This window comes from Clostridium beijerinckii (assembly GCA_003129525.1).
GTDB lineage: Bacteria > Bacillota > Clostridia > Clostridiales > Clostridiaceae > Clostridium > Clostridium beijerinckii_D.
The window spans coordinates 3,179,292-3,196,457 of sequence record CP029329.1 but is presented as its reverse complement, the minus strand read 5'-3'; the positions used below and the strand labels follow the sequence as shown (position 1 = coordinate 3,196,457).

The following is a 17,166-nucleotide window of genomic DNA, read 5'->3' as shown; positions in this document are numbered from 1 at the left end:
TGTACCCTGAAAGGTAGAATTATTTTTTTATTCAACCTTTCGGAGTGCACTATTATTTTTGTATAAAATAATAAAAATACTATATAACATAAGATTTAAATGCTAAAATATAGGTAATAAATAACATGGAGGAAGCAAATGAGTAATACAACTAATTATGAAAATTCAAATTCAGTCAGAATAAGAAAAGCCAAAATAGAAGATTTAGAAATTATAGTTAAGTTTAATTATAATTTAGCAAAGGAGACAGAAGATAAAGAACTGAACATAGAAACGCTTACTAAAGGTGTGGAGGCAATATTATCAGATGGAAGTAAAGGCCAATATTACGTTTATACAATAAATGATAAAGTGGTGGGACAAATCATGTATACCTATGAGTGGAGCGATTGGAGAAATGGAATGTTTCTTTGGGTTCAAAGTGTTTATGTAGATTCAGAGTATAGAAGAAAAGGTATATTTAAAGAATTATATAATCATGTAAAGAAAATTTGTGATGACAGTGAAGGTGTAATAGGAATTAGATTATATGTAGAAAAAGAAAATTTCAATGCAAAAGCTACATATAAATCATTAGGGATGCAGGAATGCAATTATCATATGTATGAATATGAACAAATTTAGATAAAGCTTATATTGAGATGAAAAATAATTCTGTAGAAGTAGGAAACTTAATGATTATGCCATATGGTAAAATGTTTTCCTTTAAGGATTTAGAAAATAATGAATATTTACTTCGTGAGGATAAATAAAGTTATATATTTTAGTCATAAATGGAAAGGTGGTTAAATTTAGTGGAGGTTTAATATAAATTATTACCTTTAGCTTAAGAAGATTATGAAGAATCAAAGAATAATAAGAGATGGGCATATGCATTCACCATATTGCCCACATGGAACTAAAGATACTTTTGAAATGTATGTAGAAAAGGCACTTATAGAAGGCTTAGAAGAAATAACTTTTACTGAACATATGCCATTCCCAGCTTATTTTATGGATGATATAAAGTTTTTAGATGAATGTGCTCCATCAAAGGAAATTATAGAAAGATATTTTGAAGATCTAGATAAAATAAAGATAAAATTTAGTGGCAAAATAAAGATAAATAGAGGTCTTGAAGTAGATTTTCTGGAAGGCTATGAAGATGAAACAACAGAAATGTTAAATACATATGGTCCTAAGTTAGAAGACGGCTTGTTATCAGTGCATTTTATAAAAATAGGAAATGAGTTTACTGATATTGATGGTATAGAAGGCTTTGAAAGGGCTATAAAAGCTTTAGGGAATACTGAAAAAGTTTATGATAAATATTATGAATCATTGCTTAAAGCAATAAAAGCTGATTTGGGAGAATTTAAGCCAAAACGTATTGGACATCCTAATTTAATAAGAATTTTTAATAAGTTATATCCTGAGCAATATAAAAATAGATATCTTTTAGAGGAAATAATAAAAGAAATAAAGAAAAGAGATTATGAAGTAGATGTTAACACTGCAGGTCTTAGAAAACCATATTGTGGTGAAATTTATGTATCTGATATTTTTAAAGAATTAGTAGAAAAATATGAAGTTAAAAAAGTATATGGCTCAGATTCACATACAGCAAGTGATATTGGAAGAGATTTTGATAAAGAATAAAATATTAAAAGTCTAACAAGTCAATATGTTATTTATATATATCATATGCTTAATACAATTACGAAATAATAATATAGATAATGTAACTAGGGGTGAGAAGAATGGATTATGAGATTAATAAAATGAAAAATACAGATTGGAATCAAGTTGGAGATATATATTTAGAAGGCATAAATACGAAAAAAGCAACATTTCAAACAGAAGTTCCAACTTTTGAAGAATGGGATAGTGGACATATTCAATCATGTAGATTAGTTGCACGTTCAGAACAGGGGATTGTATTAGGGTGGGTTGCTTTAAGCAAGACCTCAAGTAGATGTGTTTATATGGGAGTTGCAGAAGTAAGCGTATATATTGGAGAAAAATATAGAGGCTTTGGCATTGGTAAAGCTCTTCTTAAAAAGGTAATTGAAGAGTCAGAAGAAAAGGGATACTGGACTCTACAATCTGGAATTATAAGAGAAAATGAAGTGAGCATCGAATTACATAAAAGGTGCGGCTTTAGAATTGTGGGTATAAGAGAAAAAATAGCAAAGATGGATAATAAGACATGGCATGATGTAGTTTTTATGGAACGTAGAAGTCACCTTGTTTAATATAAGGAATTTTATTGACAATGACGTTAAAAAGGTATTATCATATAAAATAATATAGTTACAATGTAAAAATTGAGGAGTGAGATATAATGGCATATTACTTTAATGAACCATCCCATACTTTTGGTGAATATTTATTAGTACCAGGATATTCTTCAACACAATGTATTCCACAAAATGTGAGCTTAAAAACACCACTTGTGAAATTTAAAAAGGGTGAAGAATCGGAAATTATGCTTAATATTCCGATGACTTCAGCAATTATGCAATCAGTGTCAGATGACAAAATGGCAGTTGCTTTGGCAAAAGAAGGTGGAGTTTCATTTATATTTGGTTCTCAATCAATTGAAAGTGAAGCAGCTATGGTTTCAAAAGCTAAGAGCTATAAGTCGGGATTTGTTACAAGTGCTGCTAATGTTAAGCCAGATACAACACTCGAAGAAGTAGTAGCGTTAAAAGAAAAAACAGGTTATTCTACTATGGCAGTTACAGATGATGGAACCGCTAATGGAAAGCTTCTTGGGATCGTAACGAGTAGAGACTATAGAGTGACTAGAATGGATTTTAAAACTGAAGTTTCAGAATTTATGACACCATTTAGTAAACTTACATATGCTGATGCAGATATTTCATTAAAAGAGGCAAATAATATTATCTGGGATAATAAATTAAATATGCTGCCATTAGTTGATAAAGATCAAAAACTAAAGTATATGGTATTCCGTAAAGATTATTCTGCTAATAAGGAAAATCCAAATGAACTTATTGATATTCAAAAAAGATATATAGTAGGTGCTGGTATTAATACAAGAGACTATGCAGAAAGAGTTCCAGCCTTAATTGAAGCAGGAGCAGATGTGTTATGTATCGATTCTTCAGAAGGTTTTTCTGAATGGCAAAAAATAACTATAGAATATATACATAAAAACTTTGGTGAAAATATTAAAGTTGGAGCTGGAAATGTTGTTGATAAAGATGGATTCTTATTTTTAGCAGAAGCAGGAGCCGATTTTGTTAAGGTTGGAATAGGTGGAGGATCTATTTGTATAACTCGTGAACAAAAGGGTATAGGTCGTGGTCAAGCAACAGCACTTATTGATGTAGTTAAAGCTAGAGATGAATATTTTGATAAAACAGGAATTTATATTCCAGTATGTTCTGATGGTGGTATTGTTCATGATTATCATGTAACTTTAGCTTTAGCTATGGGGGCAGATTTCATGATGTTAGGTAGATATTTTTCTAGATTTGATGAAAGTCCAACTAACAAAGTAAATATAAATGGAAATTACATGAAAGAATATTGGGGTGAAGGCTCTAATAGAGCAAGAAATTGGCAAAGATATGATCTTGGAGGAGATAAGAAGTTATCTTTTGAAGAAGGTGTTGATTCATACGTACCATATGCAGGAAGTTTAAAAGATAATGTTACAATAACATTAAATAAAGTACGTTCAACTATGTGCAATTGTGGTGCTCTTACAGTTCCAGAGTTACAAAAAAATGCGAAAATAACATTAGTTTCTGCAACAAGTATCGTTGAGGGTAGTTCACATGATGTTATATTGAAGGATAATCATTATAATACTCAACAATAGGAAATAAATAAGGTATATGAAAAAAAAATAATAAGTTCAAATATGTTGACGGATTAACTTGTTATTTTTTTGATAGTACCTAATAAAGTTAAAACTTTTAATTGACATTATATAGTAAGTAGCATACTATAATTAATATATAGATTTTAAATGAAATGAGGGAATTTTGTGAGTGTCTAGTATCTAAATGTAGTAAATTAATATTAATTCAAAAAATAAGTATAATATACTTTTATTTGTTGTTGAATTAATTAAAACTATTAAAGATACAAGCCACGAATTCGCTTTTAAGATAGTTGATTACTATCTCTATTTAATGTTGAATTTTTAGCCGTGGAGTATCCACGGCTTTTTTAGTGCTTTTATGTTATATTATAATTTAGACTTGAATGAAAAATAGAAAAAGTCTTTATTATTTAAATGGTTGGGAGCATAATTTAAAAATCTATATAAACTTTCGTGGTTTGAATATGAAAGTAAAGGAAATGAGAAGATGAATAATGCCACAATAGAAAAATTAAATTATAATGAATTGAAAGAAATTGTTAAATTATATTGCGTAAGCAATTTAGGAAAGAAATTAATAGATAAATTATTGCCAAGTAAAAATATAAAACAAGTACAAAGAATGTTAAAAGAAACATCAGAAGGAAGAAGATTGATTGATGCATCATATCATATGCCCTTAGAAGGAATATTTGATATTTCCCCATTAATTGAGAAAATAGAAAAAGGTGGAGTTCTTGAAGCTTCAGAACTTACTACAATAGAAGATTTTCTTAGAGGCTGTAGAAAAGTAAAAGCATTTGTTAAAGATAAAGAAGGATATGCAGAAACTTTAAGCGCTTATGGAGATAACATTACGGATTTAAAAGATATAGAAGATGAAATAAAGATTGCAATCCGCGGAACAATTGTTGATTCTAATGCTACAAAAGAACTTAAAAGAATAAGAAGATATATTGATATTTGTGAAGAGAAAATTAAAGAAAAATTAGAGAAATTCATAAAAAATACTGGTAATAGAGAATATATACAAGAATTTTTTGTTAGCCAAAGAAATGGAAGATATACAGTTCCTATAAAATCGTCTTATAAAAACTTTGTACAAGGAACCATTGTTGAAATATCTTCAAAGGGTACGACTGTATTTATTGAACCTAATGTTATTTCAAAATATACAACTGAATTAGTCTCTTTAAGAACTGAAGAAAGCATTGAGGAATATAAAATATTAGCGACTTTAACTGAAATGATTTTTCAAAGAGTGCAAGAATTGAAAATCAATATAGATGTTATTTCAGAGTATGATATGATTTTAGCTAAGGCTAAATATAGTAAAGATATTAATGGGATTGAGCCTAAATTAAATGATTATGGATATATAAAAATTGTAAAAGGAAAATATCCTTTAATTAAAAATAGTGTTCCTTTGGATTTTGAAATTGGAAATGATTATAGAAGTTTAATTATAACTGGACCTAATGCAGGGGGAAAAACAGTTGTATTAAAGAGTGTTGGATTAATTACACTTGGAGCTTTAAGTGGATTTCATATATGTGCAAAGGAAGGTACTGAAATAGCTGTATTTAATAATATTTTTGTTGATATTGGAGATAATCAAAGTATTGAAAATGCTTTAAGTACTTTTTCTTCTCATGTTAAGAATTTAGCAGAAATATTAAAAGAAAGTAATAAGAATACATTATTACTTTTTGATGAAATAGGAAGTGGAACAGAACCAAATGAGGGAGCTGCACTAGCTATTGCAATTTTAGAAGAGTTTTATCACAAGGGATGTATTACGGTAGCATCTACACACTATGGAGAAATTAAAAACTTTTCGCAAAAACATCCTCATTTTGAAAATGCAGCAATGGAATTTGAAAATGATACATTAGAACCCTTATATAAGCTTCATATAGGAAGAAGTGGCGATAGCAATGCACTTTATATTTCTAAAAAGATGGGCATAAGTGACAGTATTATTGAGAAAAGTAAAAAATATATTGAAACTAAGGAATACAATTATGAACTTTTAGATGATGGAAAAATTTCTAAAAAGAAAGAAGAAGAAGTTAAAGAAGAACAATATATCTATAAGCAAGGAGATAAGGTTTTACTGCTGGAAAAAAACTTAAGTGCTATAGTTTATAAAGGCATAGACAGATTTAATAATGTAACAATTCTATTTAGCAATGAATTTTTAGAGGTAAATTATAAAAGAATAAAATTAGAATTTAAAGCAGAAGAATTATATCCAGAAGGATATGATTTAAATCAATTGTTTTCAAGTTTTAAGGAAAGAAAACTTGAAAGGGATATTCAAAGAGGGTCTAAAAAATCATTAAAGAAGTTTAGAAAAGAAGAGCATTTATAAAATATAGAAGACCCTAACATTTACAAAATATTGTAAATGTTAGGGTCTTTTAACTTTTGTAAATAAGATTATAGTGATATAATAGCTGAATAAAACATTAGATCAATATATAATTAGCTTTTATATTTATTAAATTAGGAGTAATGATTGGAGAAAAAATGAAAGAAAATTTTGAAGTTACGTTAAAGCAAGTGATACTTATTATACATAGAACAATTAATTCTGTAGACAAAAGACTTTTAAATCATGGAGAGCAAGTTGCATACATTATGATGAATTTATTAAAAGCAGATGGCAGTTATAGTGATGAAGAAATACTTGAAATCTGTGCTGTATCTGTTTTTCATGATATAGGTGCATATAAAGTTACTGAAATAGATAAACTCGTAGAGGTGGATACTAGAAAACCAATTGAGCATGCCATTTATGGAGCATTATTTATAAAATATTTTTCACCACTCTCGGATTTGTATAAGATAGTTTTGACTCATCACTTTACATTTAAGTATTTTGAAGACAAGCACATGAATGTTATGTGTAAAGAAGGACTATTATTAAACTTTGCTGATTACATAGATAGAGTTTATTTAAATAAGAAATCTTTTAATAAAGGCAATTTTGAAGATGATAAAGGCAATTATCTAAAAAAACATATAGATTTATTTGTAGAAGCAGATAGAAAATTCGATTTTGTAAGTAAAATAGTAAATGGTACTTTTGAAGATGAATTATATAGTTTCTTTGAAACTAAGATTATAAATAGAGAAGAAGTGATATCTTATAGTAAAATGTTAGCATATTCGATTGATTTTAGAAGTGAGGCAACTGTCAAACATACAATAACAGTTGAAGCCATAAGTTATCAAATAGCAAAAATTTGTGGGTTAGATGAAGAGAAACTAACAAGGATTAGAATAGCATCAGTACTTCATGATATAGGGAAAATAGGAATTCCTGTAGAAATATTAGAGAAGCCAGGAAAGGTTAGCCATGAAGAATTTGAAATAATAAAAAGTCATGCTATGATCGGATATAATATATTAAGTGAATTAAACATAGATGATATAAGAAATGTAGCAACACTTCATCATGAAAAATTAGATGGCTCAGGATATCCATTTGGATTAAAGGCGGAGCAATTATCTACAGAAATAAGAATAATTGCAATAGCAGATATTATTAGTGCACTTATAGGAGTAAGAAGCTATAAAGGCATATTTAGTAAGGATAAGACAATTAATATATTATTGGATATGGTTAATAATAATAAAATTGATGGTAGCATAACAAATTTATTTATAAACAATTATGACTATCTCATAAAAGAAGCAGAGATTCAGTGTAGAGAATTAATGAATATATACTTAAATCTTAACAATGAGTTTAATGAATTATTAGAACAACTTGCATAATAAATGAAAAAGTATGCTATTTAAATATTAGCGTGCTTTTTTTATATTTTTCTTTAGAAATTCTTTTGTTTTTAATCAGTATTATCTTTATTTCTGAAATGTATACTTTGATTATAGTAAAAATTAATCAGCTGTACCGGTATAATTTCAAGAAATGAGGTGACTGTATATGTAAGAAACAAATAGTAATCATTAGATAATAATTGGGAGTTTAATTAGATTATATAAAAATTAGTAGTACATCCCATAATATTATATAATTGATATATTAATTAAAAAGTGAGGGTGTAATACTTATGAAATCATATAATGTTTTAATTGTAGAAGATGAAAAGGAAATAGCAGATGCTATTGCAATATATTTAAATAATCAAGGATACAATGTTTTTAAGGCTTGTAATGGAGTTGAAGGGTTAGAGATTATTGGAAAAGAAAATTTACATCTAGCAATAGTAGATATAATGATGCCGAAGATGGATGGAATTACTATGGTTATGAAGCTTAGAGAAAACTTTGAGTTCCCAGTAATTATGCTAACTGCCAAGTCAGAAGAAATGGATAAAATAATGGGACTAAATATAGGAGCAGATGACTATGTAACAAAACCTTTTAATCCAATGGAACTTTTAGCTAGAGTTAATTCACAACTTAGAAGATATTCTAAGTATTTAAGTGTAGTAAATACTTTTGAAGAAAAGAATAATAACTTTACAATTGGCGGCTTAGAATTAAATATTGATACAAAAGAAGTAACAGTAGATGGAGAATATGTAAAAGTTACACCTATAGAATTTAAAATATTGCATTTACTAATGAAAAATCCGGGTAGAGTATTTTCAGCAGAAGAATTATATGAAAAAGTATGGAATGAGGAAGCTATAAATACAGATACAGTAATGGTACATGTAAGAAATATAAGAGAAAAAATAGAAATTGATTCGAAGAATCCAAAATATTTAAAGGTGGTATGGGGAGTTGGATACAAAATTGAAAAACAGTAAAAAATCATATGTAACTAATATGGTAGCATTTATAATATTAATAATAATGTCAATAGGTATATTTAGTCTTTATCCAAAGATAAAAGAAGTAGCAAAAGAAGAACCTTCAGTGCCTTATGAGAATTATGAAATTTTAAGAAGTATTTATAGAAGCAATTATGTATTATATAAAGATATTTTAGATCAAGAAAATGGTGAAGAGCTAACAGGAGATAAAATATATATAAAATTAAATGAAACAAATTTCAATGAATATGATGATATAAAAATTAATTTTAATAACAATATAAATTTTTGGAAAGAAGATCTAAATCATAATTACCTAAATCTTAATTATTTAGCTTATAATAACGAAACATCTATAAACAAAACTAATACTGATAATGATTTAAGATCATTAGTAGACAGTACTGAAAATGAAAATTTAAATAATAAATATGCTTTTTACATGGTTATAAGTTATGATGGAAATGGTGGAGTTTCAGTAAATAATATTTTTGGTGCTGATGATTACACAATAAGGAATAGATTTTCAGAATTTACTATGAGAGATACGTTGGATTATAACATGTTAGATAACAAAAATATTAAATTTAACCCTATAAGAAATGCAACCTTTATTTATGGAATTCCTAAAGATTTAAAGTATTCAGATAACATAAGTGAAGTAGTATATCAGTCACAAAATAATTATAATAGCCGTATTTTAATTACAGCTATAATGACAATTTTATTTGGAACATTAATATTAGGATTAATGATCCCATATGGAAAGGGAAATCATGTATTTGGAATTAAAACTTTCTTAAAGATTCCGTTTGAAATTAATTGTATTATATTTGGAATTGGAGCTGTATTTTCTGGATTTGGGTCATTTTATGCTCTTTATTCAACAATACAAGGATTATTTAGTAATGGGAATATTAGTTTTAGTATAAGCCCAGAACTAGGTTTTTGGTTAACCAATATAGCTAATATGCTAATATGGATAATTGCAATTTACTTAATATTTGCAGGTGATATGCTTTTAAAGCATATATTTAAAACAGGTTTAGTTAAATATTTTAAGGAAAATTTATTGATATTTAAAATAATAAAATCACTAAAAAGATGGAGTAATAATTTAATCGAATATATAGAGCATATAGATTTAACTGATAAATCAAATAAAGTAATCATAAAGGTTCTTGCAATTAACTTTTTAGTGATTTCAGTAATTTCTATTGTGTGGTTTTTTGGAATATTGGCATCTATAGTATATACGGTAGCGTTGTTTATAATAATAAGAAAATATGTAGATAATATAAAGGAGAAATTTGGAATACTTTTAAATGCCACAAATAAAATTGCAGATGGAAATTTAGACGTAGAAATAAATGAAGATTTAGGATTATTTAATCCATTTAAAGATGAAGTAAAAAAAATACAGGATGGATTTAAAAAGGCTGTTAGTGAAGAGGTAAAAAGTCAAAGAATGAAAACAGAACTTATTTCTAATGTTTCTCATGATTTGAAGACACCTCTTACATCTATAATAACTTATGTTGATTTATTAAAAAATAACAACATAACTGATGAAGAAAGAAAGTCTTATATCGATACTATAGATAAAAAATCACAAAGATTAAAGTTTCTAATTGAAGATTTATTTGAGGTAAGTAAGGCCACAAGCGGAGATATTAAACTAAATTTAGTGAATATTGATATTGTAGAATTAATGAGACAAATTGAGATAGAATTAAATGATAAAATAAGTGCTTCTAATTTAAATCTAAGGAATAATTTCCCAGAAAATAAAGTTATTTTAAAACTAGATAGTCAAAAGACATATAGAATATTTGAGAATCTTTTAATTAATGTTGTTAATTATGCCATGGAAGGTTCTAGAGTTTATGTAGATATAATAGAAGATGAAAAAAGTGTAGAGATTACTATAAAAAATATGTCGGCTGAGGAAATTAACTTTAATGCTTTTGACATAGTTGAAAGATTTGAAAGAGGAGATAAATCTAGAAATACAGAAGGGTCAGGACTTGGTCTTGCCATTGCAAAAAGTTTTGTTGAAGTACAAGGGGGAACCTTAAATGTAGACGTAGATGGGGATTTGTTTAAGGTCATAATTATACTTGAAAAATAACAAATTCTATATGTATATATTATATAATTGATAAAAGAACATCCACGTATTATAATGATTAATGTATGGATGTTCTTTTCTAATATAAGTTAAATAAGACTTTAAGAATTAGGCACATGGATTTGTTATTTTTTTATTGTGCCTTAAGAAGTTATAGAAAAAGAAACATAGGTTAGATGTTAAGTATAATAAAAGAAAGGAGAAAGTTACTGAAAAATAAGTAATATTATAACAGACTTTTATAATTTTCAGTAACGGATATAGTATGTTTACGAAGGAAGAACTTTTAGTAATTGATGATGCCTTAAAAATTGCAGATCTAGAATATATAAAATTAATTGAGGAAAATAAGAATAACAAAAATAGAATAGTTGCTTATAATAGAAAACAAAAGAAACTATGGTTAGTTCAAAATAAATTAAAGAAGCTTATACAAGAAAAATAGAAAACATAAGAACGGAGAAAGATATGAATAAAATTTTTCAAGTTAAGGATTTAACTTTTTATGAAGAAGATTTTGTAGATGATATAAAAGATTATGAAGATATAATAGATATTATAAAAGAACTAAGTCCTGATTTAGATTATGAAACAATAGAAATTGCAGGAGCCAATGGTTGTTGTGATAAAACTAAGAAAAATCATTTAGTAGAGATAATTGGCTACTTGGATGAAAATGATGAATTCGTAACTAAAGAAGAAAGAGATCAAATGGGAATAATGGCAGACAATAAGAAGTTTGATTTATTTGTTATTACAGTACATAAGTGCACTTCATGTAATAAATGGGTAATATCCATATTAGAATAATTATTAGATAATTTCTAAAAATAAGTTTTTATTTAAATTAGAAGAAAAATAGATCAAAAAATAATTATAATGAAAAAATAACAAGTTGGATTGACTTGTTATTTTTTTTGCTAAAAAGACTTAATAGCACATAGTATTTTAATTCTTGGGACAGTATATATTTATATGGTTTATAAGGTGGTGTATGTAATGATAAAAAGATTTAATGTTTTTATAATATGTTTATTAATGATTCTTAATATACCTATTACAGCAAAAGCATCTGAAGATAACGACTATAAAATTGAGATGAAGCAAGATCTGTTAATACTTATGTTAGCTTATCCAGAGTATGTAGTTGGTATAGATAAGAAGAATGATGATGAAGTTTATTTAATTATGAAGTCTGGTAATAAAATTATTTATGACGATAAAAAACAGAAAAGTCATGAAGAAAAATTAGCAAATCCAGATCTTCAGGATATGTTAGAACAAGATTATCCTCTTGAAAAAGGTACAGAGATTATGGAAAAAACTTTTGATCCAGGAAGAGCTAGACATTATGAATTGCTTAATGAAGTTTATGGAAATTCTAAAACATCCATAGAAAAAAACTTGATTAATTTAAAGTATGGATATACTAATTATCAATTTAATAGTAAAAATAAAGCTAATACATCTTTAGAAGCAGCATTAAAAGAAGTTATGCCACTTGCAAAAGCTAGAGGTGATATAGGAAGTATTCTTTATCCTGCTAGTGGAACATACAATTATAGAGTTATATCAGGAACAGGAAGATTAAGTCCTCATTCTTATGGAATAGCAATTGATTTAAAAAGTGATAAAAAAGATTATTGGAAATGGAGTTCAGAAAACCAAGGAAAAGAGAGGTTGAAAGAATATCCTAAAGAATTAGTTGAAGCCTTTGAAAATAACAATTTTGTTTGGGGAGGAAAGTGGGGTCATTTTGATATTTTACATTTTGAATATAGACCGGAAATAATATTAAAGACTAAATATTTTGGTAATTGGAATAATAATAACAATTGGTATGAAGGAGTTCTTTTAGACGAAGCTACTAAAAAATACATTGATTTAATTGATAATGTAATTAATTAGAACAATATTCATTTAGAAAGGGGTATTAGACATGGGACTCTCTAAAATTAATAAGAATTCATCAATAATTATAAAGATGATTATAATTACTTTAGTATTTTCATTAATTAATATTAATATTGAACAAACAGTTTTAGCAGACATTAATACTGATGAAGAAGCAACAAATTTTGTAGAAAACATATTTGCAATAAAAAGCAAAGCAATATTAAGTAAGGACTTAGATTCTATAGAATCTTTATATGCTACAGATACAAGATATGGCCAATGGGCTTATGAATATGAACAAAGAAAGGTAAAATACATTAATAATTGGGCAGAAAAGCAAGGTGTTAAATTTATAGATATAATACCTAAAATAGTAATCAGAAAATCAAATATAAAAAAAGATAAATGTTTTTTTAATATATTATGTAATACAGAATATAAATACATATATACGGATCAGCCAGAGCAAATTAATAGTTCAAGAATTGGAACTTATCACTCAATTAGATTAACGAAGAGAGATGAAGAATGGATAATAACAACTGAATGGTATACAGATCCCTTTGCAGATTCTTTAAGCTTAGAATCCATTAAGATGGATGAAATTAAAGAACATATAAAATCACAACCATCTAGAGATATTTCTACTATTAATGAAAGAAGAAAAGGTGCAATTGAATATGCAGAAAAATATTGTGGAGCAGCAACTATTGAAGAATATGGATTTAAATATAATAAAGAATACAGAGATTTTAATCCAGAGGGAGGCGATTGTGCAAATTTTGCTTCACAGATATTACATGAAGGAGGAAAGTTTAAGGAAAATTCAGCTTGGAACTATGATAGAGGAAATGGAACAGGTCCTTGGGTAAATGCAGGTAAGTTTACTTATTATATGCTAAATAGTGGAAGAGCATCAGTTATTGCTAAAGGAAGTTATGAAAAAGTATATAAGGCTTCTTATAAACTCCTTCCTGGAGATTTCGTTGCATATGAAAAGAAGGGTGATATAATGCATGTATCTGTGGTTACTGGTGTTGATTCAAAAGGATATTCCTTAGTAACTTGCCATAATACAGATAGAAATAATGTACCATGGGATTTAGGTTGGAGTGATAAAAAAATGAATTTTTGGTTAATTAGAGTACATTATTAATTTTAAATGTAAAAATGAAAAGAATATATATTAAAAACTTAAAATTAAAAAATAGAGATTATGCAGTCTAAAAGGCATAATCTCTATTTTCTTATATAATTAAAACTTCTAGACAACCAATTTTAGATTATATATTCACCACGTGATTGATAACAAATATAAAAAATTTGCATAATATAATATTAGGCGATTTGTAATTCTTTTAAGGTTATGTTAAAGATTTTATGCACCATCAGTGGTATATTTATGAAATAAAAAAATCAAGCAAACGCAATTTTTAGCAAATAAATAATTTGTGATAAATTACGAAGGAGATAAGAAGATGGATAAGAAAGATAACAAAAGAGACTGCAAAAGTTATAAGGAAGAAGAATTTGAATCCATAGATGAAATGGATTATTGTTTTGATGAAAAAAAAGACTGTTTTACAGATATAATGGAAGAAGTTTATGATAGAGCTTTTGAAAAAGGATCTAAAGAAGGATATGAAAAGGCACAAAAACAACTTTTAGAATTCATGAAAAAAAATAAATGTTGCATTAAATGTTGTAAAGGCAACAGTCGTAAACGTACTTGCTGCAAACGTAGATGTTGTAAACGTAACTGTTGTTAACAAAGAAATATCGCATAAAAACAAATAATATTTTATTTATAAAGAGGAGTTATAGGAATATGCTCCTCTTTATAAATTTATAATTAATAAAGATATTAATTTTCTAATCGTGCAAATTTACATAAGTTTGAGTACCTTATCAAGATGTTGGAATACAGATTGATCATAATCTTGATGAATTGAAACTTCAAGTACATCATAAAGTTTTTCCAATTGTTTTATGATTTGGTTTAAAACAGAATTATTTTTTACGAGTAGAAACATCTTACTTGTAGAACCATCACCTATTTGTGCACATAATATTCCTTCAAGGTTAAAGGCACGGCGTGCAAAAAGTCCTGTTATATGACTCATGACACCAGAATGATTTCTAACAAGTAATTCAATAAGATAAAAATCAGTATTAATCATTAAAGTTTTCACCACCTATCATTTCTATATTTGATCCACCTGGAGCAACCATCGGAAGTACGTTTTCTGTTTCTTCAATAGGGATATTAATTACGCAAGGCCCTTTTATAGATAATAGCTCTTCTAGCTTTTTTAAAGGTTCTTCTTCATTACCTAAATCGCAAGACTTTATGCCAAAACCTTCCGCTATAATCTTAAAATTTGGATTTGATATAAAATGAGATGCTATATAATGTTGATTATAAAATAATTCTTGCTGCTGACGTACCAAACCTAAATAATGATTATTTAATATAATTACTTTTACATTGAGGTTAAAATCAGCAAGAGTTGCGAGTTCTTGAATATTCATCAAGATGGAACCATCTCCACTAAAGCAAACTATAGTTTTATCCTTGTTAGTTAAAGCAGCGCCTATAGCTACTGGAAGTCCAAATCCCATGGTTCCAAGCCCGCTAGAAGTTAAGAACTCTTTGGGATCTTTAAAGGGATATCTTTGAGCTACCCACATTTGATGCTGACCAACATCAGTAGTAATAATAGTATCACTTGGCACTACACTTGCTACGAAAGGAATTATATTAGCTTGATGTAATATATTTTCGTAAGAAGGAAGTGGATATTTTTCCTTAAAACATTTAACTCTTTGAACCCAAGAACTTCTAGGTTTAGCATCAATGTGTGGAAGAATAGCTTTAATAAAATCATAGATATCTGCAACCATAGATAAGCTACTTGTCTTAATCTTATTTATTTCAGAAGGATCAATATCAATATGAATAATTGTAGCATTAGGACAAAATTTTTCTATATTACCTGTAGCTCTATCATCAAATCTTACACCTAAAGCTAAGATCAAGTCCGCTTCATTAAGTAAATAATTGGTAAAAGGTGCTCCATGCATACCGAGCATTCTAAGGCTTAACTCATCATTATATGGAAAAACGCCAAGGCCCATAAGACTTAAAGCTACTGGAATATTGCTTTTTTTTGCAAGTTTATATAAATTTGTGCAAGCATTAGAGTTAACTACGCCTCCACCTGCATAGATTATAGGTTTTTTTGAATTATTAATTAATTCAGCCATACAGTAAAGGGTAGAGTTCTTTAAATCTTTTTTCTCAGGCACATTCTTATGATCTTCAGTATTAGAAGGAAACTCCTCTAATTCAATAACTTGCATTTGTATATTTTTAGGTATATCAATAAGTACGGGACCAGGTCTTCCTTCTAATGCTATTTTAAAAGCTTCTTTAATAACAGTGAAAAGCTCATTTATATGTCTAATCAAAAAGTTATGTTTAGTAATAGGAATTGTTAAACCATAAGCATCTACCTCTTGAAAAGCGTCTGTTCCTATAGAAGATAAAGAAACTTGCCCTGTTATTGCAACAAGTGGTATAGAATCAAGTTTGGCATCTGCAATAGCAGTTAATAGATTAGTTACACCAGGACCAGAGGTTGCAAAACATACACCGACTTTATTTGTACTTCTAGAAATTCCTTGTGCAATAAAGCCAGCCCCTTGTTCATGACGAGCTAGAATATGTTTAATTTTACTTTTATATAGAGCATCATATAATGGAAGATTAAATCCTCCAGGAATACCAGATATATATTCTACACCTTCATTTTCTAATATTTTAATAACAATTTCAGCACCATTATATTTCAAAAAAATCACTCCTTACATAAATATTTTTGACTTGTATAATAAGAATATATGAATCATAAAAAATATTATTTATTAATGGGAACTAAGATGTCGGACAAATTTTATATAATAAAAAAAGTGCAGTTTAATTATAAATTCCTAAAGAATAAAAAAACTCTTCATCCTATAATAATAGGACGAAGAGAATATCATCGCGGTACCACCTAAATTTGTATAATCAAATACACACTCATCATAATACAGGTAAAAAACACCGATATTACTGTCCTTTTAACGGTAGACCATCCGTTTAATTCTACTATCTAAAAAAGATTTCGATTAAAAACTCCAAGGCTACATTCCAAATACATCTCATGAGAATTTGCAGCAAACATTCTCTCTCTGTGTTTCAATAATATATGTACTCTTCCTTATCATAGTTTATAAAGTATTAAGTTTGCACTAATTATATTAAAAAATAAGCTAACTTGTCAATAAGAATTAAGAAAATATTCTGAATATTACACAATATTCAGAATATACGATTAAGTAAATTATAAATTTAACTTAAGAACACGTTGACCATATAATACTAAAAATTTTATAGAAAAGGCTAATGCAGAAGGATTTAATGTAGTAAATATAATAAAATTATTTATATTATATTCATTATA

Annotated in this window: 15 protein-coding genes and 1 pseudogene; 14 read left to right on the top strand and 2 right to left on the bottom strand. The window is 27.4% G+C overall.

The genetic code is table 11. From position 1 onward, the window contains the following. Positions 1–138: 138 nt before the first annotated feature. The 14 genes and pseudogenes from DIC82_14120 (at position 139) to DIC82_14055 (ending at position 14,427) form a co-directional block, all read left to right on the top strand. Positions 139–624 carry an N-acetyltransferase gene (locus DIC82_14120; GenBank protein AWK52076.1) on the top strand — a complete coding sequence of 162 codons (486 nt, stop codon included), beginning with the start codon at positions 139–141 and terminating at the stop codon, positions 622–624. Beyond that, positions 615–752: pseudogene (locus tag DIC82_14115) on the top strand (glyoxalase). The gene DIC82_14120 and the pseudogene DIC82_14115 overlap by 10 nt, the downstream one beginning before the upstream one ends. Before the next feature lie 85 nt (positions 753–837). Continuing rightward, positions 838–1,638, top strand: coding sequence for a histidinol-phosphatase (locus DIC82_14110; protein AWK52075.1), 801 nt, complete (start codon positions 838–840; stop codon positions 1,636–1,638). A 101-nt stretch (positions 1,639–1,739) separates the two neighbouring features. After that, the gene (locus DIC82_14105; protein ID AWK52074.1) at positions 1,740–2,234 is read left to right on the top strand and encodes an N-acetyltransferase; all 495 of its coding nucleotides are present in this window, start codon (positions 1,740–1,742) and stop codon (positions 2,232–2,234) included. An 89-nt stretch (positions 2,235–2,323) separates the two neighbouring features. Further along, positions 2,324–3,832 carry an IMP dehydrogenase gene (locus tag DIC82_14100; protein AWK52073.1) on the top strand — a complete coding sequence of 503 codons (1,509 nt, stop codon included), beginning with the start codon at positions 2,324–2,326 and terminating at the stop codon, positions 3,830–3,832. 493 nt (positions 3,833–4,325) lie between these two features. Continuing rightward, positions 4,326–6,212, top strand: a complete 1,887-nt coding sequence (locus DIC82_14095; GenBank protein ID AWK52072.1) for a mannonate oxidoreductase — start codon at positions 4,326–4,328, stop codon at positions 6,210–6,212. A gap of 158 nt (positions 6,213–6,370) precedes the next feature. Continuing rightward, positions 6,371–7,624 carry a phosphohydrolase gene (locus DIC82_14090; GenBank protein AWK53094.1) on the top strand — a complete coding sequence of 418 codons (1,254 nt, stop codon included), beginning with the start codon at positions 6,371–6,373 and terminating at the stop codon, positions 7,622–7,624. Between the two features lie 296 nt (positions 7,625–7,920). Further along, positions 7,921–8,625, top strand: a complete 705-nt coding sequence (locus DIC82_14085) for a DNA-binding response regulator (protein ID AWK52071.1) — start codon at positions 7,921–7,923, stop codon at positions 8,623–8,625. Then, a complete protein-coding gene (locus DIC82_14080; GenBank protein ID AWK53093.1) occupies positions 8,612–10,762 on the top strand; it encodes a sensor histidine kinase in 2,151 nt (716 codons plus the stop codon). The genes DIC82_14085 and DIC82_14080 overlap by 14 nt, the downstream gene beginning before the upstream one ends. A gap of 265 nt (positions 10,763–11,027) precedes the next feature. Further along, entirely contained in the window at positions 11,028–11,207 is a 180-nt protein-coding gene (locus DIC82_14075; protein AWK52070.1) for a hypothetical protein, read from the top strand. 23 nt (positions 11,208–11,230) lie between these two features. Beyond that, entirely contained in the window at positions 11,231–11,572 is a 342-nt protein-coding gene (locus DIC82_14070) for a hypothetical protein (protein AWK52069.1), read from the top strand. Between the two features lie 189 nt (positions 11,573–11,761). Then, positions 11,762–12,670 (top strand): glycoside hydrolase, encoded by a 909-nt coding sequence (locus DIC82_14065; GenBank protein AWK52068.1) that lies wholly within the window; start codon positions 11,762–11,764, stop codon positions 12,668–12,670. A gap of 31 nt (positions 12,671–12,701) precedes the next feature. After that, positions 12,702–13,814 (top strand): amidase domain-containing protein, encoded by a 1,113-nt coding sequence (locus DIC82_14060; GenBank protein AWK52067.1) that lies wholly within the window; start codon positions 12,702–12,704, stop codon positions 13,812–13,814. Between the two features lie 322 nt (positions 13,815–14,136). Then, positions 14,137–14,427: a hypothetical protein gene (locus DIC82_14055; GenBank protein AWK52066.1), complete on the top strand. Its 291-nt coding sequence runs from the start codon at positions 14,137–14,139 to the stop codon at positions 14,425–14,427. Positions 14,428–14,544: 117 nt separating this feature from the next. Here DIC82_14055 and ilvN read toward each other — a convergent pair whose 3' ends face one another. Together ilvN and ilvB are read right to left on the bottom strand one after the other, a co-directional pair. Next, positions 14,545–14,838: an acetolactate synthase small subunit gene (gene ilvN, locus DIC82_14050; GenBank protein AWK52065.1), complete on the bottom strand. Its 294-nt coding sequence runs from the start codon at positions 14,836–14,838 to the stop codon at positions 14,545–14,547. Continuing rightward, positions 14,831–16,513: a biosynthetic-type acetolactate synthase large subunit gene (gene ilvB, locus DIC82_14045; protein ID AWK52064.1), complete on the bottom strand. Its 1,683-nt coding sequence runs from the start codon at positions 16,511–16,513 to the stop codon at positions 14,831–14,833. Before ilvB ends, ilvN begins: the two co-directional genes overlap by 8 nt. Between the last annotated feature and the right edge of the window lie 653 nt (positions 16,514–17,166).

Bases quoted from the DNA above. Each gene is read 5' to 3' on its own strand.
- DIC82_14120 (AWK52076.1), top strand. From the start codon at position 139: ATGAGTAATACAACTAATTATGAAAATTCAAATTCAGTCAGAATAAGA.
- DIC82_14110 (AWK52075.1), top strand. From the start codon at position 838: ATGAAGAATCAAAGAATAATAAGAGATGGGCATATGCATTCACCATAT.
- DIC82_14105 (AWK52074.1), top strand. From the start codon at position 1,740: ATGGATTATGAGATTAATAAAATGAAAAATACAGATTGGAATCAAGTT.
- DIC82_14100 (AWK52073.1), top strand. From the start codon at position 2,324: ATGGCATATTACTTTAATGAACCATCCCATACTTTTGGTGAATATTTA.
- DIC82_14095 (AWK52072.1), top strand. From the start codon at position 4,326: ATGAATAATGCCACAATAGAAAAATTAAATTATAATGAATTGAAAGAA.
- DIC82_14090 (AWK53094.1), top strand. From the start codon at position 6,371: ATGAAAGAAAATTTTGAAGTTACGTTAAAGCAAGTGATACTTATTATA.
- DIC82_14085 (AWK52071.1), top strand. From the start codon at position 7,921: ATGAAATCATATAATGTTTTAATTGTAGAAGATGAAAAGGAAATAGCA.
- DIC82_14075 (AWK52070.1), top strand. From the start codon at position 11,028: ATGTTTACGAAGGAAGAACTTTTAGTAATTGATGATGCCTTAAAAATT.
- DIC82_14070 (AWK52069.1), top strand. From the start codon at position 11,231: ATGAATAAAATTTTTCAAGTTAAGGATTTAACTTTTTATGAAGAAGAT.
- DIC82_14065 (AWK52068.1), top strand. From the start codon at position 11,762: ATGATAAAAAGATTTAATGTTTTTATAATATGTTTATTAATGATTCTT.
- DIC82_14060 (AWK52067.1), top strand. From the start codon at position 12,702: ATGGGACTCTCTAAAATTAATAAGAATTCATCAATAATTATAAAGATG.
- DIC82_14055 (AWK52066.1), top strand. From the start codon at position 14,137: ATGGATAAGAAAGATAACAAAAGAGACTGCAAAAGTTATAAGGAAGAA.
- ilvN (AWK52065.1), bottom strand. From the start codon at position 14,838: ATGATTAATACTGATTTTTATCTTATTGAATTACTTGTTAGAAATCAT.